At 45.9% G+C, this 21,226-nt stretch carries 14 protein-coding genes and 1 pseudogene; 10 read left to right on the top strand and 5 right to left on the bottom strand.

Annotation, left to right across the window (positions count from 1 at the left end):
• Nucleotides 1-78: 78 nt before the first annotated feature.
• The 10 genes from A8F97_RS15195 (at nt 79) to A8F97_RS15150 (ending at nt 14,172) form a co-directional block, all read left to right on the top strand.
• The gene (locus tag A8F97_RS15195; protein ID WP_012822500.1) at nt 79-375 is read left to right on the top strand and encodes a hypothetical protein; all 297 of its coding nucleotides are present in this window, start codon (nt 79-81) and stop codon (nt 373-375) included.
• A 187-nt stretch (nt 376-562) separates the two neighbouring features.
• Nucleotides 563-1,051 (top strand): ATP-independent periplasmic protein-refolding chaperone Spy, encoded by a 489-nt coding sequence (gene spy, locus A8F97_RS15190; RefSeq protein WP_012822501.1) that lies wholly within the window; start codon nt 563-565, stop codon nt 1,049-1,051.
• 201 nt (nt 1,052-1,252) lie between these two features.
• Nucleotides 1,253-2,722 (top strand): GGDEF domain-containing protein, encoded by a 1,470-nt coding sequence (locus A8F97_RS15185; RefSeq protein WP_033070883.1) that lies wholly within the window; start codon nt 1,253-1,255, stop codon nt 2,720-2,722.
• A gap of 294 nt (nt 2,723-3,016) precedes the next feature.
• Nucleotides 3,017-4,978, top strand: coding sequence for a beta-glucoside-specific PTS transporter subunit IIABC (locus A8F97_RS15180; protein ID WP_033071938.1), 1,962 nt, complete (start codon nt 3,017-3,019; stop codon nt 4,976-4,978).
• A gap of 55 nt (nt 4,979-5,033) precedes the next feature.
• Nucleotides 5,034-5,870, top strand: a complete 837-nt coding sequence (licT, locus tag A8F97_RS15175) for a BglG family transcription antiterminator LicT (RefSeq protein WP_012822504.1) — start codon at nt 5,034-5,036, stop codon at nt 5,868-5,870.
• 305 nt (nt 5,871-6,175) lie between these two features.
• Nucleotides 6,176-7,798, top strand: a complete 1,623-nt coding sequence (locus tag A8F97_RS15170; protein WP_050512608.1) for a carbohydrate porin — start codon at nt 6,176-6,178, stop codon at nt 7,796-7,798.
• Nucleotides 7,799-7,810: 12 nt separating this feature from the next.
• Complete coding sequence (locus A8F97_RS15165) at nt 7,811-9,277, top strand: DUF1593 domain-containing protein (RefSeq protein ID WP_012822506.1); 1,467 nt, start codon at nt 7,811-7,813, stop codon at nt 9,275-9,277.
• A 128-nt stretch (nt 9,278-9,405) separates the two neighbouring features.
• On the top strand, nt 9,406-11,136 hold the full coding sequence (locus A8F97_RS15160) for a sulfatase family protein (RefSeq protein WP_033070884.1): 1,731 nt from the start codon (nt 9,406-9,408) through the stop codon (nt 11,134-11,136).
• A gap of 73 nt (nt 11,137-11,209) precedes the next feature.
• Nucleotides 11,210-12,433 (top strand): anaerobic sulfatase maturase, encoded by a 1,224-nt coding sequence (locus A8F97_RS15155; RefSeq protein ID WP_014698721.1) that lies wholly within the window; start codon nt 11,210-11,212, stop codon nt 12,431-12,433.
• 59 nt (nt 12,434-12,492) lie between these two features.
• On the top strand, nt 12,493-14,172 hold the full coding sequence (locus tag A8F97_RS15150) for a sulfatase family protein (protein WP_012822509.1): 1,680 nt from the start codon (nt 12,493-12,495) through the stop codon (nt 14,170-14,172).
• Between the two features lie 167 nt (nt 14,173-14,339).
• On the opposite strand, the pseudogene A8F97_RS23365 reads toward A8F97_RS15150, so the two are convergent.
• The 5 genes and pseudogenes from A8F97_RS23365 to treB all read right to left on the bottom strand — a co-directional run.
• Nucleotides 14,340-14,489 (bottom strand): annotated as a pseudogene (locus A8F97_RS23365) (IS5 family transposase); the annotation flags it as partial.
• A gap of 287 nt (nt 14,490-14,776) precedes the next feature.
• On the bottom strand, nt 14,777-16,261 hold the full coding sequence (locus A8F97_RS15145; RefSeq protein WP_012822510.1) for a carbohydrate porin: 1,485 nt from the start codon (nt 16,259-16,261) through the stop codon (nt 14,777-14,779).
• A gap of 78 nt (nt 16,262-16,339) precedes the next feature.
• Nucleotides 16,340-17,002 carry a beta-phosphoglucomutase gene (gene pgmB / locus A8F97_RS15140; protein WP_033071940.1) on the bottom strand — a complete coding sequence of 221 codons (663 nt, stop codon included), beginning with the start codon at nt 17,000-17,002 and terminating at the stop codon, nt 16,340-16,342.
• A 4-nt stretch (nt 17,003-17,006) separates the two neighbouring features.
• Nucleotides 17,007-19,721: a glycoside hydrolase family 65 protein gene (locus tag A8F97_RS15135; RefSeq protein ID WP_025919790.1), complete on the bottom strand. Its 2,715-nt coding sequence runs from the start codon at nt 19,719-19,721 to the stop codon at nt 17,007-17,009.
• Nucleotides 19,722-19,746: 25 nt separating this feature from the next.
• Nucleotides 19,747-21,171: a PTS trehalose transporter subunit IIBC gene (gene treB / locus A8F97_RS15130; RefSeq protein ID WP_012822513.1), complete on the bottom strand. Its 1,425-nt coding sequence runs from the start codon at nt 21,169-21,171 to the stop codon at nt 19,747-19,749.
• Nucleotides 21,172-21,226 lie beyond the last annotated feature (55 nt).

Raw genomic sequence — 21,226 nt, 5'->3', positions numbered from 1 at the left:
GGGATCGTGTGCCGGAGTGTTTGTTGTCGGGGGCGTGTGACATTATAATCCGCGGGTTTATTGGGCAAAGGTATCGTTATGCGGGTGGAAGAGTTGGAATATCGGCTGGATAGCGCGCTTCGGGCGTTGGAACAAAGCGTTCAGCGTCAGCAGCAGGCGTGGCGGCAGGAGCATCAGTCCCTTCAGCAGCAGTTGCTTCAGGCCAAAGAGCGTGACGCTTATCTTTGCACGCAGATTGAACGGCTCTCTGCGCAGTTGAGCGCGATGGATAGCTCGCCGGAGCGAAATCCGCTGATTCAAAAAATGAAAGTCATTCATACCCATCTTGATGTGTTGGCACAAGAAGCCACTGCCTTTAGACGCTCACTTCGGTAATCGCACGGCTGGTGCTTTTCCGCTTTCTTACACAATTCCTCCTCATTCTCCATAATTGCCGCAAATGTGGAGCTGACACTTGCAGAGATTTACCCTTGTTCTAATTAACTGAAGGTGTCGAGCCTATACTTTCTCTTGTAGCACGGCACTCGCCGTCGATAAGTTAATTCAGAGAGAGGAATAGAATATGCGTAAACTCACTGCAATGCTGGTTGCTTCTTCTTTGGCATTGGGCGCGGCAGGCCTCGCGCATGCTAATGACGCACCGAAAGGGCCTGCATCAGAACACAAGATGATGATGAAAGAGGGCCGGGAACACCGTGGCATGATGGGGCCGGATGCGATGTTTAAGGAGCTGAATTTGACGGAAGCGCAGAAGCAGCAAATTAAAGACATCATGAAAGATTCACGCGAGAAAATGCACAAAGCCATGCAGGACGATCGTCGTGATATGCATAGCCTGGTCGCATCAGACACTTTTGATGCCGCAAAAGCGCAGGCGCAATTGGATAAAGCTGACGCTGCACACAAGGCCAGAATGCTTAATGGGCTGGAAACCAAAAACAAAATTTACAACGTTCTGACGCCAGAACAGAAGAAGCAGTACAACGACAGCTTTGAAAAGCGCCTGACCCAACCGCAAAAACCGGATGGCAAGCTAACGCCTGCGGAATAATACATTATTCATGAGTCCGCGCCAGGCCTGAAATAAATAAGCCAAGACCACCGGACTGATGGGCTGCCAACAAGCAGTGCATCAGTTCGGTGGTTTTTTTATTTTTTCCCTTAAGCATCGTGCTGAGTAGAGAAATGATTAATGTTATTCTCACGTAGATGAAATGAGTGGATCTATCGGGTAGCGGGCGGTAAAGGGCAGATGAATAACGATTGGGTGTTGAAGACTAAAAAATTCATGCTGTTTTTATTTGTAACCACCCTCATTGTGAGCTGTATGGGATTCCGGTTTCGCGTGCTGGATGAGCTATCGCTATTTTGGCCCGCCAATATTCTGGTTTTTTGTCTCATGGTGAGTTTCAGGGACAGAAAAGGGACGATAAAAGAGAAGACACTCTCTATCTGCATGGTTTTTTTGGTGAGTTATGCGGCGATGCTGTTAGCTGCACTACTGATGGACAATAATTCACCGTTAAAAACCAAGGTGCTATTGTGCTTGTGTAATATGGTCTTTGTGGTGACTGCCTGGTGCGCTTTTTGCCTGATGTGTCGGTTTACCGGAAAGTGGTCGACATTTGAAAAATTCAGCAAATATTACGTCTATATTATTTTCGCCTCGACGTTTTTAGGCGCTTTCTCATCCGGGGTGGCATATGGGTTTTATGCCTACGTCTACGATACGGGGAACCGCTATGACGAGTTTATGGACTGGTTCAGTGAGCAACTGGGAACCGGCATTATCCTCGCGTTCTTTTTTCTGCGGGGTAAAGATATCCTGCGGGCGTTACGGAATATTCCGCTTTGTCCTAAGCACATCAGAGAAAATATTTTTCCCTTTCAGGTCTTTATTATTTTCTTACTCGTTAGCCTATTTTTTCTGGATGCTAGCCTGATTACGCTGTCCGTTATTCCGCTCACGCTGTGTGCGTTTAATTACTCTTTCCCGGTTATGTCGTTGCTCTGTGCAATTACGGGCGTAATACTAAATTATCTCTATATTAATCAAGTCGGTATACTCATCAATTCAAATTCAGAAGCGTACATTAATTCGTTTCTTACCACGGCACGGCTTAACATCGCGATGTTAATTATGGCGATGTTAAGCGTCTCTCATTTTGTCTCGATGAACCGGCGATTGATTAAAATCATCGAAAGCAACAGCCTGAAGGATGCGCTCACCAATACCTTTAATCGTCGGGCTTTCCTCAGCATGCTGAATGGGAAACAGAACGTGCCGGCGCATAAGAAAAAGCGCCAATTAACGCTGCTATTTCTGGATATCGATTATTTTAAGCAGGTCAATGATACCTACGGCCATGCCTGCGGTGATGAATTGATCGTCAATTTTGCCCGTATGCTGAGCGCCAATATTCGGCCGAGCGACATTCTGTGCCGCTGGGGCGGAGAAGAGTTCATCATTGCGGCTTATGGCCTGACGGTTGAGCAATCCGAAGCCGTTGCCGAAGCGCTGCGGCGTCTGACGGAGTCGACTCCGCTTACGCTGCACGATGGTCGGGAAATTCATTTTACGATCAGTATTGGGGTTGCCATTTTTTCCCAGTATGAAGGCGGCAACATTTACGATCTGATCGGGCTGGCGGACGAACAGCTCTATAAAGCGAAGACGCAGGGACGTAATCGCGTCTGCGTGCGCTCGACTGAAGGGCTGTGATGAAGAACGCCCATTTTTTACGGCGTCGTGGGTTAGGCCCCTTCGTCTGATTGGCAAAAATTTAGTGACTGTTTTCACAGAATAAAACGTAGAGGTAGCTTTTTCTGCGCTAACTTGTTAGAACACAGGAAAGGACGTCACCAGAATTTTCTGGGCGAGACCTGGATAAAGCCGCGTATATAGCACGCGGCTTTATCCAGGTTTTTTTTTGCGTGTTTTCCGGCTGGCCAGTGGATAACAAGCGGGATGATGTGTATTGGGCAATTGCAGCCATTGACGAAACGGGAAGTCATTATGAATAGCAAAGTGCTAGCTGAAAATATTTTGAGGTTGGTCGGGGGAGAGGCGAATGTCTCCACTCTGGTTCATTGTGCAACACGCTTGCGCTTTAAGATCGTCGATCACAGCAAAGTGGATGTGGCTGCGCTGGAGGCAGAGGACGGTGTCATTACGGTTCTGAACGCTTCAGGGCAGTTGCAGGTCGTTATTGGGAATCGGGTGCCGGAAGTGTACCGCGCATTTGGTTTCATCTCTGGTTTACTGGACGATGGTGCTAATAAACAGAAGCCAGTAGAAAATGAAAAATCAGTTTCTATGATGGGACGACTGATTGATCTGGTCGCGGGTATTTTCACCCCGCTGCTAGGGGCAATGGCGGCAGCGGGGGTACTGAAAGGTGCACTGGCGATTGTTATTGCCTGTGGGTGGTTAGGTCCAAAAGAAAGTACTTATGTGATACTGCATGCGGCCTCTGACAGCTTGTTCTACTTCTTACCTATGCTGCTGGCTATTACCTCCGCGCGTAAATTTGACACCAATATTTTCGTGGCAGTATCGATTGCGGGCGCGCTGGTTTATCCCTCAATACAAGGGCTATTTGAGGCGGGTCAGCCTGTAACATTCTTAGGCTTGCCGGTCGTGATGATGAAATACACCTCTTCGGTGCTCCCGATTATTTTCAGCATATGGCTGATGTCTTATCTCGAGCGTTTCCTGAATCGTCATATTCACGAAAGTGTGCGTAATATTTTAACGCCGTTCTTCCTATTGACGCTGATGGTGCCGTTAACACTGATGACCATTGGCCCAATCGGTATCACGGCTAGTAAACTCGTCGCTTCACTGTTTGTTAGCATCTATAGCTTTAACCCGATCATTGCTGGTGCGTTGATTGCGGCTTCATGGCAAATCTTGGTGATTTTCGGTATTCACTGGGGTTTCGTGACCGTCTTTATCAACGATATTTCCGTTATGGGGCACAGTTACCTTAAAGCGGCATCTAGCCCGTCCGTCTTTGCTCAATCCGGTGCGTTATTAGGCGTTATGGTGCGAACCAAAGATAAGAAGCTCAAAGCGTTGGCGGGGAGTTCGCTCATTGCGTCGCTGTTTGGTATCACCGAACCGGGTGTCTACGGTGTAACGCTGAAGCTGAAAAAACCGTTTATCTGTGCGGTGATCGCCGCAGCAATGGGGGGCGCTGTCGCCGGTTATGCGAAAAGCTCGGCAATTTCCATGGGGATGCCTGGATTACTGACACTGCCTATTTTCTACGGTGAAGGCTTCGTTGGGTTCCTCATCGGCTGTGCCATTGCCTTCGTGGCAAGTTTTGTGCTGACTATTGTGGTCGGGTTTGATGATCCAACTCCGTCAGCCGGGAAAGATCCAGCACCAGTCACTGCGCCGACGGCGACATCCACTTCCACAACAACATCTACTTCCACAACAACATCCAGTACATCGGCAACCTCGGCTTCGGCCGCGAATGTGATGCTATCGACAATACCGTTGGCAGAGGTTCCCGCAGCGGCAGAGCAATTGGGTTCGCCAGCAAAAGGTGAACTCATCCCGTTGGAAGAAGTCAATGACAAGGTGTTCTCCTCTGGTATTGTTGGACAAGGTGTTGCTATTGTGCCGAATGAAGGCCGCATTTATTCACCGGTGGATGGTGTAATTGCCAGCACGTTTGCCAGTGGTCACGCCGTCGGTATTCGCTCGCAAAACGGTGCAGAAATCCTGATCCATGTGGGTATCAATACGGTTCAACTGGAAGGGCTGCACTATCAAATGCGTGTTGAAGAAGGTGATGAAGTGAAGAAAGGCCAACTGCTGTTAGAATTCGATCTGGAAGCGATCAAGAAAGCAGGTTACGACATAGCGACGCCGGTGATTGTGACAAACCCGGAAAACTATCGCGTATTTGGCCTGAGTTCTGTTCGTCACCCGCAGGCTGGCGACACGATCATCGCGCTGGCGTAATACGCGAATGGCGGATTGACCATTCGCTTGGCGGTACAACCATACGGGCGTAGTGATGAAAATAATAAGAATATTAAGTAATAATGCGGTCTTGGCAGTGACTGATAAGGGGGAAGAGTGCGTCGCGCTGGGGCGGGGCATTGGATTTGGTAAAAAGGATGGTGACAGCGTAAATGAAGATCAGATAGACAGTCGATTTCTCAAAACCAGTAATGGACTGAATGCGTTTTTTGCTGAAATACTGGCTGACATTCCGCCTGTTTATCTGAGTATTACCGAGAAAATTATTATGCTTGCGCGGGAAGTGCTGGGTATCGAATTACAGGATACGTTATTTTTGGCATTGAATGATCACATTAATTTTTCGGTAAAGCGCCATAATGAAGGGATAAAGATAAATAACCAGCTACTCTGGGAGGTTAAGCTTTTCTATCCGAAGGAGTTTTCAGTCGGGTTAAGAGCACTTGATATTATTGAAGAGAAATTGCAAGTGCGTTTGCCTGAAGATGAAGCCGGTTTTATTGCTTTCCATTTAGCGAATGCAGCAAACAATAGCAATATGGAAAGCACGATGCAAAGTGCTACGCTTATTAAGGATATTTTGACGATTGTAAAATATGACCTTAATATTAACTATGATGAAAATTCGATTGATTATCAGCGTTTTATTACGCATTTAAAGTTCTTTTCATTACGCTTATTCAATCGAACACCCGTGAGCCATGCTGACGATAGCATTTATGACGGTATCAAAGAGTTAATGCAAGTGGCTTATGCTTGTGCAATGCGCGTTTTTTATTATGTCGAGAAACATTATCAATATAAATTAACGACAGATGAAATCATGTTTTTAACGATTCACATTAATCGTCTTAACCGTAATCCTAAATGAGTTGAATTCTTTCAGGTGATGTTGCTCACGTTTCTAAATTGTAAAAATTGAAATAATGATTTTAAATAATTATACTAATTTCTAATTAGGACGTAACTGATTAAATTCAGGCGAAACCTGTCTTGTCAGATGAATGTTTTTCATCTGGCTGGATAGGTTTTTTTTTGACCTAATAAACAGAAGGGGATGGAAAACCTACAGACGAATTGAAGGATAATAGTGAGAAAGTGACTACTTCGCCACGCCAGGGTTATATCACGGTGACACTTACTCTGTGATAGCAGTCAAGAAAAATGAGGAATAACATGATAAATAATAAAAAAGTGAGAAATAAAAGGCTGACATTCAGAAAAAAAGCCGCTGTGTTAATGTTGTTATCTTGTTACGGTTTGGCACCGGACGCGATGGCACAAAAATTAACGCTTGAACAACGTATGGAATTACTGGAAACACAATTAAAACAGACTCAGGAAAAGCTACAAGCTTATGAAGATAAAGAAAAAAAACAAAATTCATTAGTTGGTTTATCCTCTGTAAATACGGTTGCGGGGCATGAAAGCGTGGCGCAACCAGCGGTAGCATTACAAGCCAAATCCGCAACTGCGGAGAGCGATCCGGTATTATCAGAATCGGCACTGAAAAAAATTAGCAAATATGTTCAGGAAGACACTGGATTTAAATATTCCGGTTATTTCCGTACTGGTTATGCATCAACGACTAATGGTGGCCCTAAATCCTGGGCCGCAGGTTCGCTGGGGCGATTAGGTAATGAATATGATGGTTGGTATAACCTATCATTTAAAAAACGTGCCTGGCAGGAAGGCAATAAATCAATTTGGGCTAACGTACAGTTTGAAGGCGATTTAGGATTATCTCAGAGTGATGAATCCTTTGAGAAAGGCATGGCTGGCGGTGGAATGGGAAAACTCAGCAAATTATTTGTTGAGACGAAGGGCTTCCTACCCTTTGCACCAGAAGCGACATTTTGGATCGGTAAACACACACTGCCACAATATGAAATCCAAATGCTGGATTGGAAAGGTAGTCGGACACTTTCTGGTGCAGGTCTGGGGATTGAAAATTGGAAAATGCCTGTTGGATCATTAAGCATGGCATTGACGCGTAATGATATCGATAATTACAGCACGACCTGTACAACGGCAACATGTAATAAAACCACTCAAGTTAATGTGAATATTGCTGAAGTTAGATATAAAGATATTCCATTGAGCAAAGACTTGTCTCTTGAAGTAGGGGTGAAACATGCTTTTGCTAACCAGACTGATGAACAAAAAGCGGCGCAATCTGCCGGTAATGACTATAAAGTTAAATCTGCCTGGTTAGGTCAGGCTATTTTACGTCACCCAGTGCTAGGCGGCTTTAATGAATTAACCGCGCAAGTTGCTAATAATTCTTTTGCTAGCCAGTTTATGAATATTTCTGGCCCGAATCCCGATTTTGACTATAAGAGTGCTTATTACGGTATTCATAGTGAAGGCATTGGCTGGAGATTAATCAATCAAGGTGAGATATACCTGCGTGATAATGTCATCATGGCGCACTCTCTGGTATATGGCCGTGGTAATGATCTTTACTCGATCAATAACGGTGCGCACACGGATTTTGAGACCATGCGTGCGGTGATCCGTCCTTCCTATATTTGGGACAGAACGAACCAGACCGCGATAGAGCTTGGTTATTTTGTGCAGAAAAATACCACTAAAAATAGTAGCTATGATGAATCCGGTTATAAGGTGACTCTGGCTCATATCCTCAAAGTAGATACTAGCCTTCTAAAATCTCGACCAGAAATTCGTTTCTACACCAGTTATCTTAAAGCGCTGGACAATGAGATTGATAAACACAGCTTTAACGATGAGAAAGATTATCAAATCAGTTTTGGTGTTCAGGCTGAAGTCGTTTTCTGATGAGGAATAATTATGTTTTTATCGACGAAAGGCATTAAATCGATTTCGCTAAGCGTTTGTTTAGCAACGGCCTGTGTTCCGGTATTCGCGACTGCCGCGGCGGCTTCCACGGCAGGAGAGAACGTTGAGCAGAAAAACGTCGTTAGTGCAGAGAAAACACGCATCTTGATTCTGAGTGACATCGGCAATGAGCCGGATGACTCACAATCGCTGGTCCGGTTTTTACTGTATAGCAATGAGTTTGATGTTGAAGGGATTGTGGCAACAACCTCAACCTGGCTGCGCGACAAGGTCAATACTCCCATGATCCATGAACGTATTGACGCTTATGAACGTGTTCTGCCTAATCTGCAAAAGCATGCACAAGGCTATCCTTCCGCTAAATCGTTACGTGATGTTGTTCGCAGTGGGCGGGCCGGTTTCGGGATGGCGCATGTTGGTGAAGGGAAATCCACCGATGCATCGAAATTGATTATTCAGGCCGTTGATAAACGCGACGATCGCCCATTGTGGATCACCCTATGGGGCGGCGGGGTGGATTTAGCTCAGGCTCTGCATGATGTGAAAGCAGAGAGAACACCGCAGGAAGTGGATGCGTTCATTAGTAAAATCCGTGTTTATGCTATTTCCGATCAAGATAATACGGGTGCCTGGATTCGAGGGAATTTCCCACAATTGCGTTATATCACCAGTATTCATGCCTGGAATGAGTATTTTCTCTCTACGTGGATTGGCATGTCTTCATCGCGCGCGGTCGGTGGGGACATGAGTAAGGTGAATAACGATTGGCTGGCAGAAAACATCCGGCGCAAAGGCCCGTTGGGCGCAGTCTATCCTCCTTTGGAATACTCCATGGAAGGCGATTCTCCATCATTCTTATATTTGCTTCGTACTGGCCTGGGCGATCCTGAGCATCCAGAATATGGCAACTGGGGGGGGCGTTATGGCGAGATTTCGCCAGGGAGTGAACTTGGTTTGCGTGTCAGCACGTCAGATGAAGTCGTCGGTATCGATGGTAAGAAATACCGTACCGCACCTGCCACTATCTGGCGGTGGCGTGATGCGTATCAGAACGACTTCGCCGCGCGTATGGACTGGACGTTGACGGGGGATGTGAAGAAAACGAATCATAACCCGCATCTGGTGCTGAATGGTAAGCCGGGGACGGAAATCGTTTCCTGGCAGGTAAAAGCGGGTGAGTCGGTCACGCTATCGGCGCACGGTTCAGGTGATGTCGATGGTCACGCGGTGACATATCGCTGGTGGCAATATAAAGAGCCAACAGCGACGGCGATGGGCGTCCACTTTGGCCCTGGTATTACGCTATCGCAGCCTGAGGGGGGAAAAACCAGCTTTATCGCCCCAGCCGTTAAGGTCCCGACACCGTTCCACATTATTCTGGAAGGAACCGATAGCGGATCGCCAGCATTAACGTCTTACCGACGTGCGATTGTGACGGTTGTACCTTCAGAAAAGTGATAGCGTTTTTTAGGCGCGGCTATTTCATTGATGGTGTGATGAAAGGGCTGGGTGCGTTGTGAATGATAGCGCATTGCCGCCATATAACGAGTAGTGGCGTCCGGATCAAGACGTCTGAGGAAGCAGAAATGATGAAGAAAACCCCTCTGGTGGCGGCCATGCTGGCTGCATTGTCGCTGTCTGGTCAGGCAATGAGTGCCGATTTTTCCGCCCAGATCGCCAGCCCACGCCCGAACGTGGTGTTGATTGTCGCGGAGGACATGAATCCCCGTCTGGGCGCATACGGTGATACGCAGGCGCGAACCCCTAATCTGGATGCGCTGGCAAAAGAGTCCGTTGTTTTCACGCAAGCTTTCACGATGGCGGGGGTATCCGCACCATCACGGGCGGGATTAATTACCGGCGTATTTCAACATGCCACCGGATTGCAGCACATGCGCACGGCGACCCGACCCGCTGGTGGTTATTTAGGCGTGCCGCCTTCTTATGTGAAAGGCTATCCCGAACTGCTGCGTCGCAGCGGTTACTTCACCTATAACGACACCAAGACGGATTACCAGTTTACCAAAGGCCATGCTGATGTCGGCCCCTTCACCTTGTGGACGCGCCACGGGGAATATAGCAGCATGGACGATCTGCATATTCAACTGGCCTGGCGTAATTACGATCTGAAAGGCAAGCCGTTCTTCATGAATTTCAATCCGCAGATTACGCATGAATCGGCGCTCTTTACGGCGCAAAACCACCCAGCGGGCCAATCGCGCTTTGTTAAGCAGTGGGATACCTTCCGCCAACAGTACCGTTATACGCCAACGGATCCGCAAAGCCTGAAGCTGGAGCCTTATCTGCGGGATGCGCCGCAAACCCGGCAGGAACTGGCGCAGCATTATGACAATATTCATATTATGGATATGCAGGTTGGTAAGCTGTTGGACGGGCTGAAAAAGGACGGGCTGTGGGATAACACTATCGTTATTTTTACCGCGGATAACGGTGATGGAATTCCGCGTCATAAGCGTGAGGGCTACGATTCCGGCACCCATGTCCCGCTGATCGTTCATATTCCAGAGAAATATCGTCCGGCAGGCTGGTCGACGGAGGGGAGCCAGAATGAACGGCTGGTATCGTTTGAGGATCTGGCACCGACCATTCTGGGATTTGCCGACATCAAACAGCCTGATTATATGCGTGGCATCAGCCTGGCACAGGATTTTGCGCCGCCGCGTCAGTTTGTCTACGGCGTGCGCGGGCGGATGGATGAATATGACATGCGCGCCTATTTTGTCAGGGATCGCGACTATCAGTATGTCCGCAATTTGGCGACTACGCCGGGGGGCATCGGTATCGCTTTCCGCAACGCGCTCGGGTCAATGAAAGATTTGAATGCGGCGCATGATCAGCATCAGTTAAGTGCGGATCAGCAAAGCTGGTTTGCCGATCGTCCGGCGGAAGAGCTTTACGATCTGCAACGCGATCCTTTGCAGTTGCATAATCTGGCAGCCGATCCTGCCCAACGTGCCGTACTGGTACGGATGCGTGAGGAGATGGATCGCTGGCGTAACAGTGCGAATGACATGAATCTGATTGCGGAAGATCAGATGGTGGTCGATTTGCTGGATGAGCAGGGCAAGCAGCGCGCCACGCTGACGCCAGTAGCGCAGTGGGATGCGGTCAGCAACAAAATTTATCTGGCTAACCGCACGCAGGATGCCTCCATCGGCTATAGCTGGGATGGCAAAGAGTGGGAACTGTACACGGGCAGCATCACGCCGCTGAAGAGCGCATCGCAACTGCAATTCAAAGCGATTCGCTATGGCTGGCAGGAAAGCCCGGTCGGTACGTTGCCTATTCAACCGTGAAAATGGGGGAGAATCTGCTTGCTCTCTCAGGGAAGGAAATAGTGTGTTGTCGATAAGTTAAGTCGAGGTGCCAATGAGTCAATCCATTGCCAATTTTCAGTTGATGGCAAAGCCTTCAGGGTCTGTGTGCAATATCGATTGCTCATATTGTTTTTATCTTGAGAAGGAACACCTTTATCCCGAGCGAAAAAGCCGCTGGAAGATGGATGGCGATACGCTGGAAAACTATGTACGCAAGAACATCAGTAGCCAGCAGGCACCTGTCGTTGATTTTCCGTGGCAAGGCGGTGAACCGACGCTGCTGGGCATCGATTTCTTCCGCGAAGCGGTGCGGTTGCAGAACCAATACCGTGGCACAAAGCAGATCAATAACTTCTTTCAGACCAATGGCACCAACATTGACGATGATTGGGCGCGTTTTTTGAAAGAAAACCAGTTTCTAGTGGGACTGTCGATTGACGGTGACCGTATCAGCAATGATGCACATCGCCTTACGCGGGCGGGGAAAAGCACCTTTGATGACGTGATGAAAGGACTGGAAGCTCTGAAGCGTCACAAGGTCGAGTTTAATACCCTGACGGTGGTGAATGCGGAAAACGTGAAGCGTCCGATGGATGTTTACCAGTTTCTTAAGCGCATTGGCAGCCGCTATATGCAGTTCATTCCGCTGGTGGAGCGCCGTGCCGCCCAACCGGACGACAACGGATTGGTGCTGATTCAGCCGGATTTTTCGGGTCAGTGCAGTGTGACGGAGTGGTCAGTACCCGCCAAAGCTTATGGCCGTTTCCTGAATACGATTTTTGATTATTGGGTTCAGCACGATCTGGGCAATGTGTTTGTCATGAACTTCGAGCAAACGTTGACCAAAATGACCGGGCAGCTTAGCGCCTGCGTCATTAATGAAACCTGTGGCGGCAACCTGATTGTTGAAGCAAATGGAGACGTGTATTCCTGCGACCATTTTGTTTATCCCGAAAATAAGCTCGGTAATGTTAATCAGGACGATCTGGCGTCGCTGGTGAATTCGCCACAAAACCTCGCCTTTGGCGAAAATAAGCGGAAGAACATCAGCAAAGATTGCCTGAACTGTGAAGTGAAAGCGGTTTGTCATGGCGGTTGCCCGAAGCATCGGTTCGAAATTTCCAGCGATGGGCGGCCGAATAAAAACTATTTCTGCGATGGATTTAAAACACATCTATTCCATGTTTTACCTCGCATGAATGCCTTGCTCTCGCAATTGGGGCGCCAGGAATCGATGAAGAAAATTAGAAGGAATATAAAGACCGAATTTTATTAACAGATGCCGAATATTCTCCACGTGCTCTGGAGAGGAGTGGCATAAAAAAAGGAACGGATATGAAAAGAAACAGACTGCTGGCTGCGATCACGCTGGCCTGTATGCAAACGGCGGGAGTACATGCTGCAACGGTGGCTTCTCCTTCCGTTGCTGTGCCTCCAACTGGGGACAAGCAGCCAAACGTTGTTTATATCATTCTGGACGATCAGCGTTACGATGCGTTCGGTTTCCTGAATTCGGCAATTCACACGCCGAATATGGATAGCATCGCCAAAGAAGGAACGTATTTTAAGAATGCGTTCGTTACTACATCACTGTGCTCGCCCAGCCGTGCCAGCATTCTGACGGGGATGTACGTGCATAATCATGGGGTGTCGGATAATAACCCATCCGATCTCTCTCATCTAAACTATTTCCCGGAACTGCTGCGTGACAAAGGCTATCAAACGGGCTTCTTTGGCAAATGGCACTTCGGCGGCGCAGATAAAACGGCCACGAAAGGCTTCGCCGGCTTCGATCGCTGGGTCGGGCTTCTGGGGCAAGGTAGCTATTATCCGATTGATAACTATGGCAAGCCGACCATGCTCAATATTGATGGAAAGATGGTGCCGCAAAAAGGCTACATTACCGATGAGCTGACGGACTACGCCGTAGATTGGTTGAACACGCTCGATAAGAAAAAACCATTCATGATGTACCTATCGCATAAGGGCGTGCATTCTGATTTCCTACCTGCCAAACGCCATCGTGGCAGCATGAAAGAGGTAACGTTCCCGCTGCCGGATACCTATGCCGATACGCCGGAAAACTATGTCGGCAAACCGATGTGGGTGAAGAACCAACGTAATAGCTGGCATGGCGTGGATTATCCCTATAACACGGATATGGATCTTCAACAGTATCAACGTGACTACTATGAAACGCTGCGCTCGGTGGATGACAGCGTGGGACGCGTGCGTGACTGGTTGCAAAAACAGGGGCTGGATAAGAACACGATTATCATGGTGATGGGGGATAACGGCTTTATGTTCGGCGAACATGGGCTGATTGATAAGCGTAACGCTTATGAAGAGTCGATTCGCGTGCCATTGATTGCCTCCGGACCGGGCTTTGCCAAAGATAAAGTCGTGGAAGACATTGTCAGAAACATTGACGTTGCCCCAACGATCCTGGAAGCCGCAGGTGTTGCCGCACCGAAGCATTATGATGGGCAGAGCTTCTGGCGTCTGGGGCTGGATGGTTATAACACGCCGAAGCGTAGCGATTACTTCGTCTATGAATACTTCTGGGAATACAGCTTCCCGCAGACGCCAACCACGTTTGCGATACGGACGCCGGAATACAAATACATCCAATATTACGGTGTGTGGGATAAAGAAGAACTGTACGACATGAAGAACGATCGTGAAGAGAAACATAACCTGATCGATTCTACCGATGAGAAGATCGTCAATACCAAAATTGCGTTGCGCAAAAAACTGTATGAAGAGCTGGGCGATCGGCAGGGGAAAAACGTGATCCCGTATAACCAACGTACAGGGCAAGGGCAGATTTATCGCCATGAAGGTGCCGGTGAGCAGCTAGCCCCATTCCCGCGCGAATGGCTGAAAGGGTACAACCACGAAGATATTCTCGCCGGATTTATCCCCGATCAGATCGGCAAAGAAGCGAGGGTAAAGGCCTCGAATGAAGCGGTAAAGAAGAGTGCGCCGCAGCTAAAAGAGTTAATGGATAAATAGTCATTTTGACCAAAGGTATTGCCATGAGATTAATTGATCTGTTTTTTGAAAGAAAAAAACTCTGCTGAACTATGGCTGGCGTGTTATTACCCGCGGCTATGGTCGCGTTGCCTGTAATAGCAAAGGGGGCGGATGTTCAACGCTCGGATAAACCTAGGCTGTGTCCCTTAACTTAACAGCCTTTTCAAAAATAACCGGCTCGCCCCCAGTTTAAGCATACTCAGATAATTTCTTGCTGTTTTTTTTGAGCGTGTAGCGATGCGACGATTTTCTTTTAATCCCGCAAAGCAGCGCTCCACAACATTGCGTTTTTTGTACAACCGTGTATTGAGTTTTCTGCGTCTATCCTGACTGGCCTTCTTAATTAGGGTGAATATGTATGCATAATGGAAAGCGGTTTTTTTATTAAGCCGATAACCACATCAGCCTGAGGAGAGTCATATCTTCAACTTTGCGCTGTGTTCGGATTGTCTGAGGGAAGGAGGGCGCGGCTTTGTTGTATATTAAAAATTAATAATTCAATAAAGCCGAGCATAAAAATTCATCAGTAACACCTGACAAATGTTCATTTATTTAACAACGCGAATTGAACATTCTGTCAATTTTAAAATAGATATTTAAAACGAATGCGCGCGCCATAGCGATCTTTATCACTGCTATCAACTGATGTCATGTCTCCGTGGCCGTTTATGTAAGAATAGTACGCGCCAAGGTAAGTTTTAAAATTATCCATCTCTAAGATGTTAGGTAATTCATAAGATGTAAATACGGTGTGGATGTCGTATTTCCCGGGGCGTAACGCTTTGTCCTGGTCTGAGTTATTATTACGTTGGTAGTATTTAATATCATTGCGTGCATAAATATAACCAACCTGTAACTTACGCCATAATACGTTACCGCCAACAGAAAAGTCACTTTCATTCTTGGCATCTAAATATGCCGTGCTTAAATTAGCGACGATGCCGTTTTCACTATTATCTTTCAAGTTATCCCAATTCAAATTGAGACCATAGCCGGTTCGACGAGATTGGTCTTCAAATTTCCCATCTGTATTTTGGTAACCGTAGGCATTACGGATGACGTTAGCATCCATAGCACCCGCAATGGTGAGGTTATCTTTTTTCCAAGCGACTACCGGACGGACATAGACCACATTTTTGCGGTTATCCAATTTGCGGCCATGATATTTTTCATCTTTGAACACCTTACTGCCATTTTCAACTAATGTATTCACTTCGAAGTACCAATCATTGTAGGTACTGCTCAAATTCATGGCTCCTCCGTTATTACTTCTCCCCCGACCCTCTTTCATCATATAGACGTAACCGAATCCGTCTGCATATAAGTCGTTGGCGCTATTTCCTGAGTGTTCAACGAAGGTATCCTGGTTAAGTGGGAACATATCGTAGGCTTCATATCGGCCAATCTTGAAGTTCCACTTATTATCTTTACCAAAATAGAAGACGGCATCATCAAGCCCCATGGAACCGGACATATTAGCCAAAGGTTGCACCTTAAATCCGGCACGATTTCCGTTGGAAAGCGCTCGTTCTCCATCCAAACCAATCAAAATGCGTCCATTCAAATCCCAGCGTTCTTTATCTTTAAAGTCTCCAGATCCACTCCCTGCCTGAGTGTGCATTGATGTGATCTGGCCTTTGCGGCTTGCGGCATCAATGTTAAATTCAACATCGCCATACAGCTTTAATTTTCCCCAGTTGCTATTGTTGCCAACAAAGCTATTAGATTTTTCAGCGACATTTTGTCGTTTCTCTAATTGGTTGACTTTTTCATTAGCCAGCGTGGCATTGGCTTGAGCCTGATCTGAATGTTTTTCAAGGGTAGCAATGCGCTGCTCTATATTCACTGAATTGGTGTTTTTCAGTGGTGTATTCTTGTTCGTTATTAATTGTTCAAGTCTAGCCGCTTTTTGTTCCGCAGAGGCTGCTCTTGTTTCGGCATCTATCGCTCGTTTTTCAAGGGAATTTAAACGCGCTTCTATACTACTTAACGAACTCTCAGCGTTAACGAATAAGGGGAGCGCGCTAAGTAAGATTCCTATCGCTAACGATGTTTTTTTTATTCTCATTGATTATTCCTCTTGGCCTATATATTTTATTTCCAATAAAAGGATGAAACATAAGGGGAGAAGATAGTATGACTCTTCCTATCTATTTTTTTGTTGCAATAACATTTCAGGCGAGATGTTATTTAACGAAGGTACAACTACGTTGGCACCAATAAGACTTTCCTGCTTTACTGCGATACCCACTGAAAATATTTTTGCTTTATTCAATGCGACAATGCCCGCCGGTGCATCTTCAAACCCTACTGCATTATGGGATTCGACACCGATGGATTTCGCCGCCTTTAAAAATATTTCAGGATCAGGTTTTCCCCTCTTTAAGGTGTCTGGGTCAACAATATGTTGAAAGTAATCGATAATTTTTAATTTTTCTAATATGAGCTTGGCATTTTTTGATGCGGACGCAATGGCGCATGGAATACCAAGCTCTTTCGCTCTTTTAATAAATAAAAGAACGCCGGGGAGAATGTCTTTTTCAGTTAACTGGTTAAGAGTATTAACGTAGTAGTCATTTTTTTCTTTAGCCAGTTTTACTTTTTCGTTATGATCAAATTCATTCAATTTCCCGCCATATTGGAGAATCCTTTCCAAGGACCCTTCACGGCTAATCCCCTTCAGCTTTTCATTAAACTCCTCATCGATATCTATGCCAATCTTATTGGCTAGATGTTTCCACGCTATAAAGTGATAATGTGCGGTATCTACAATCACGCCGTCTAAATCAAAGATGAAACCGTTATTCATTATTTTAGACCTCAGTATATTCATAAGAGAAATCAACTCCGGAGATGACGGCGTATTTTTTATGGTGAATCTCTACCTGAGTATCTTTGCTGGCAGAAATGATGATTTCCTTATGTGAAATAACAAAATAATAGTGGATCCCACGATGCTGTAGATTAAAGCGAAGGCATTGCCATCCCTCTGGTAGTGAAGGTGAAATACGTAAAAAAGCGTGACGGATATCTACCCCTGCATAAGCCATGATTGTCGTATTTAACGTCGCAGCCATAACACCGGTGTGGATGCCCTCAGCGGTAGTGCCACTTTGAATATCCTGATAATCAGAAGACAGTGCTTCTCGGTATAATGTCCAGGATAGCTCAGGCAAACGGATGTCATTGGCGAGCTGGGCATGTACGATGCGTGACAGTGTGGAACCATGGGATGTACGCTCCAGATAATAATGCAGATTCCTTCTTGCATAATTTTTTCTTAGGTTGTATCCCATATTTTTTAATATCTCTGTTACGTCATCTTCAGAGAAATTATTAAATATCATTAAGGCATCTGCTTGTTTGGCAACTTTATAGTGGTCTGCACTTTTGCCTTCAGCACGTAATATTCTGTCCATGCGGTAAATGTTTTTATATTTTTCCCTGTAGTGTTCCCAATCAACTTCTTTTAAATCAAAGTACCCATCGAATTGTGAGATGATGTCATCTTCGATAATTAACGATAGGTTTTTTCCTACATGGTCGATCTCAGCCCAAAATTTCTTATTGAGATTAATCGTGTCGTTAATGGTATTGATGGTATGTGTATCGAATTGTTGGTGTAATTCAGCTAACGTCGAAAACAGCCATGAAACCATCAGATTGGTATAAGCATTATCCTTAAGCCCGCCCGTTTCGCTACCGACAGTGTGTTCATGAAATTCATCCGGCCCCATCACATCGCTAATAGAATAGCGCTGAGTCGTTTCATCCCACTGGGATTTACTTAACCAGAAACGGGCAATTTCCAGCAGCATTTCAAGGCCATGAGACACCATAAACTTATGGTCTTTGGTATTGATCCAATACAGCCAAATATTATAGGCAATCGCTAATGAAACATGCCGTTGCAGACAGCTATAGTCCGGATCCCACTCACCATTTAGCGGATTTAGGTGAACTACTTGCGTTTGCTCACTACCATCATGCCCTGATTGCCATGGGAACATTGCTCCCTCATAACCTTCTTTTTTTGCTGCCTGACGTGCCATAGGTAAGCGGTTATATCGATACATCAGTAATTGGCGAGCGGTTTGAGGGAAATGCATGATATAGAAAGGTAAGATGAATATTTCATCCCAGAATATATGGCCTCTATAGGCTTCACCGTGTAACCCCCTTGCGGTGACTGACACATCAAGTTGGTAGTCTTTATTGCTGAAAGGCGAGCAGGAACACATCAAATGATAGGTATGTAAGCGTAGGAGTTTTTGAGACATCAAATCGCCATCAATAATAATGTCTGTTTTATCCCACAGCGATTCCCACGCCTGTTGCGTTGATTTTAATTGAGTCGCAAAATCCACTAATACCGACTCGTCTGCAATGTGCCACTCATCGGGAAATACCGTCGATAGCCGAATATTGACGCTTTTTTCAAACTGATATGTTTTCCCTTGTATGACCGAGCATGTGATCGATTGGCTAACCTTGTTCGGCTCTTCCTGAATGTGAATATCTTTTTCTGTGAAGAAGTCTCCTCGTATCGCTGAGGAAAATCCCATCCCGATTCCTGATTGAAGGGTTTTTGCATTTAAATAGGCATTTTTACCTGACACCGCGCAAGACAACACTTCATAGTGATGTGACGTGAGGCTGCGGTAACGCGCTACGCCATAGTTATACGTTTCCCCGTCAATGTGAGTGCTGATGGTGATATCACCGTGAAAGTTAAGAGGTGTGAAGCAATATTCAATAGCGAAACGAGTAGGGTGAGACATATCCGCCAGTATTTGGCTACGGATTTGTATCTGACGTTTTTGGTCGTCTTCTACCAGCCAGTTTTGTTCCAGCACACCATTTTTCAGAGAAAGATGGCGGTAAAGCGCAATATTCTTATTGGTCTCGGGCGTTAGCCAATTGCCGTTACCGATTTTAATTCGGATCGCTCGTGCGTCTGGCGCATTGACAAAATCCTCGTTGGTGACCATATGACCAACAATATTTGATTGTGCCTGGTTATAGCATCCGGCAAGGTAAGTGGCTGGATAAGTCGCGTCATTTGCCTGCATATCAGGCATAGCGCCACGTACACCTAAATAACCGTTCGCTACCGTTAATAGCGATTCTATGGCGTACTCTTCCTTCCCTGCGGTAAATCCGCAGTAATTAATATTCCAACTGAGCGCATGATATTGCTGCTCGATCGCGTCTTTCAGATTATCAGGGGAGAGTGTGTCTGCATTCTCTTTAGCAATAAATGGCACATTAAAAATTTCCGAAAGTGCCTTTTCTAAATTGATAACCTCTTGATTCGCCAGTTCGATACAGAATAGTGGGTAATACGGTAATTTCTCTCCGCTTATTATCCCACCATTGACCAGAGGGAAATCATTTTTTATCTCTCTTAATACCGCTAAACATGCCTCGGACGATAAAGAATTCCATTCCAAATCATAGTGATGTTTAATTTCATCTAAGAAGGCACTAAGTCCATTTTTATTTACTAATATAGCTAGATAATTCATGTTGAACTCTTTTAAATAACGGAATTTATAGACAAGTTACCAGTGTGCTTTTTCGTTGCTGATAACGATAAACAGCCATCGTCAATATGATAGGAATGACGATTGCGACAACCATGGCAACAAGGTAAATACCCCAAAATGTAGGCTGAATTGAAAGAATACCGGGGATTCCGCCAACGCCAATCCCATTAGAAAGGACACGAGAATAGCCGCAAATAAGCCCTGCTAATGCAGCACCAATCATCGCGCACAGCATAGGGAAGCGATAATGTAAGTTGACGCCGTACATGGCTGGTTCCGTTACGCCTAAGTAAGCGGAAATAGCGGCAGGTATGGTCACTTCACGCTCGTTATGTTTTTTGCTAATCAAAATGATGCCGACAACCGCTGAGGCCTGTGCAATGTTTGAGAGTGCAATGATTGGCCAAATCGGTGTTCCTCCCACGCTTTGCGTTAATTGCATGTCGATTGCCAGAGTCGTGTGGTGTAGACCTGTGATGACTAAAGGTGAGTAGAAAAAGCCAAAGATCATTGAGCCAATGGGGGCGAAATCGCCTAGCATTAAATAGCGAACCCCTTCTGAAATACCATTGCCGATAAGACGGCCAATAGGCCCGAGGATGGCATGGGCAACGGTAATAGAAACCAATATCGTGATGACGGGGACGATGACTAATGTCAGGTAATTAGGAATGTATCTGCGTAATCTAACTTCAAACCAACCCAGGAATAGCCCAGCTAAAATAGAGGGGATCACTTGAGCCTGATAACCGACTTTCTGAATGACAAAAATCCCGAAATCCCAGGTATCAGGAATCTGGCTTCCGGTACCGTAGGCATTCATTAATTGCGGTGAGACGAGCGTAATGCCTAATACGATACCGAGTATGGGAGATCCGCCCATTTTTTTTACCGTCGACCAGCAGATTGCTACAGGCAAGAAATGGAAAATTGCCTCGCACGGTAACCATAAAAAATCATATATTGGCTGGAGCCATGAATAGGTTGAGATGAGAGTCTTATCGCTGGAGACGGGCATTTCTCCAATAACGTTTCTCAAACCAAGTAATAAGCCACCGCAGATGAGAGCGGGTAATAACGGGATAAAGATTTCAGACAAATTCGCAATTAATCGCTCCCAAAATTTCATATTATTTTGGGCGTGAACTTTTGCTTCTTCTTTACTAGTAGCGGTGATGTTTATTTTTTCTATCAGTTCCTTGTAGTAAACATCTACATCCATTCCTATTATGATTTGGAATTGCCCTGCATTATTGAAGCATCCTTTTACTACAGGGATTTCCTTAATTTTTTCAATGTCTGCTATATCGGGGTTATTCAATACGAAGCGTAGGCGAGTCAGGCAATGAGAGACGGTACTGATATTTCCCTCACCGCCAACTAATTTAATTATCTGTTCTATCACATCAGAGTTTATTACTTTTTTCATTTTGTTGGTCTCTGGTTTCTTAATCCTTAATTTAAGATACGTAGAGACATGACTT

This window comes from Pectobacterium parmentieri (genome assembly GCF_001742145.1).
In the GTDB taxonomy this organism is placed as follows: domain Bacteria; phylum Pseudomonadota; class Gammaproteobacteria; order Enterobacterales; family Enterobacteriaceae; genus Pectobacterium; species Pectobacterium parmentieri.
Note: the sequence above shows the minus strand (reverse complement) of the source record. Positions and strands in the feature narration are given on the sequence as shown.

Excerpts from the sequence above, each read along its gene's own strand:
- A8F97_RS15155 (WP_014698721.1), top strand. The coding sequence starts at position 11,210 with ATGAGTCAATCCATTGCCAATTTTCAGTTGATGGCAAAGCCTTCAGGG.
- A8F97_RS15180 (WP_033071938.1), top strand. The coding sequence starts at position 3,017 with ATGAATAGCAAAGTGCTAGCTGAAAATATTTTGAGGTTGGTCGGGGGA.
- A8F97_RS15165 (WP_012822506.1), top strand. The coding sequence starts at position 7,811 with ATGTTTTTATCGACGAAAGGCATTAAATCGATTTCGCTAAGCGTTTGT.
- licT (WP_012822504.1), top strand. The coding sequence starts at position 5,034 with ATGAAAATAATAAGAATATTAAGTAATAATGCGGTCTTGGCAGTGACT.
- A8F97_RS15160 (WP_033070884.1), top strand. The coding sequence starts at position 9,406 with ATGATGAAGAAAACCCCTCTGGTGGCGGCCATGCTGGCTGCATTGTCG.
- A8F97_RS15170 (WP_050512608.1), top strand. The coding sequence starts at position 6,176 with ATGATAAATAATAAAAAAGTGAGAAATAAAAGGCTGACATTCAGAAAA.
- A8F97_RS15185 (WP_033070883.1), top strand. The coding sequence starts at position 1,253 with ATGAATAACGATTGGGTGTTGAAGACTAAAAAATTCATGCTGTTTTTA.
- treB (WP_012822513.1), bottom strand. The coding sequence starts at position 21,171 with ATGAAAAAAGTAATAAACTCTGATGTGATAGAACAGATAATTAAATTA.
- pgmB (WP_033071940.1), bottom strand. The coding sequence starts at position 17,002 with ATGAATAACGGTTTCATCTTTGATTTAGACGGCGTGATTGTAGATACC.
- A8F97_RS15135 (WP_025919790.1), bottom strand. The coding sequence starts at position 19,721 with ATGAATTATCTAGCTATATTAGTAAATAAAAATGGACTTAGTGCCTTC.
- A8F97_RS15195 (WP_012822500.1), top strand. The coding sequence starts at position 79 with ATGCGGGTGGAAGAGTTGGAATATCGGCTGGATAGCGCGCTTCGGGCG.
- spy (WP_012822501.1), top strand. The coding sequence starts at position 563 with ATGCGTAAACTCACTGCAATGCTGGTTGCTTCTTCTTTGGCATTGGGC.
- A8F97_RS15150 (WP_012822509.1), top strand. The coding sequence starts at position 12,493 with ATGAAAAGAAACAGACTGCTGGCTGCGATCACGCTGGCCTGTATGCAA.
- A8F97_RS15145 (WP_012822510.1), bottom strand. The coding sequence starts at position 16,261 with ATGAGAATAAAAAAAACATCGTTAGCGATAGGAATCTTACTTAGCGCG.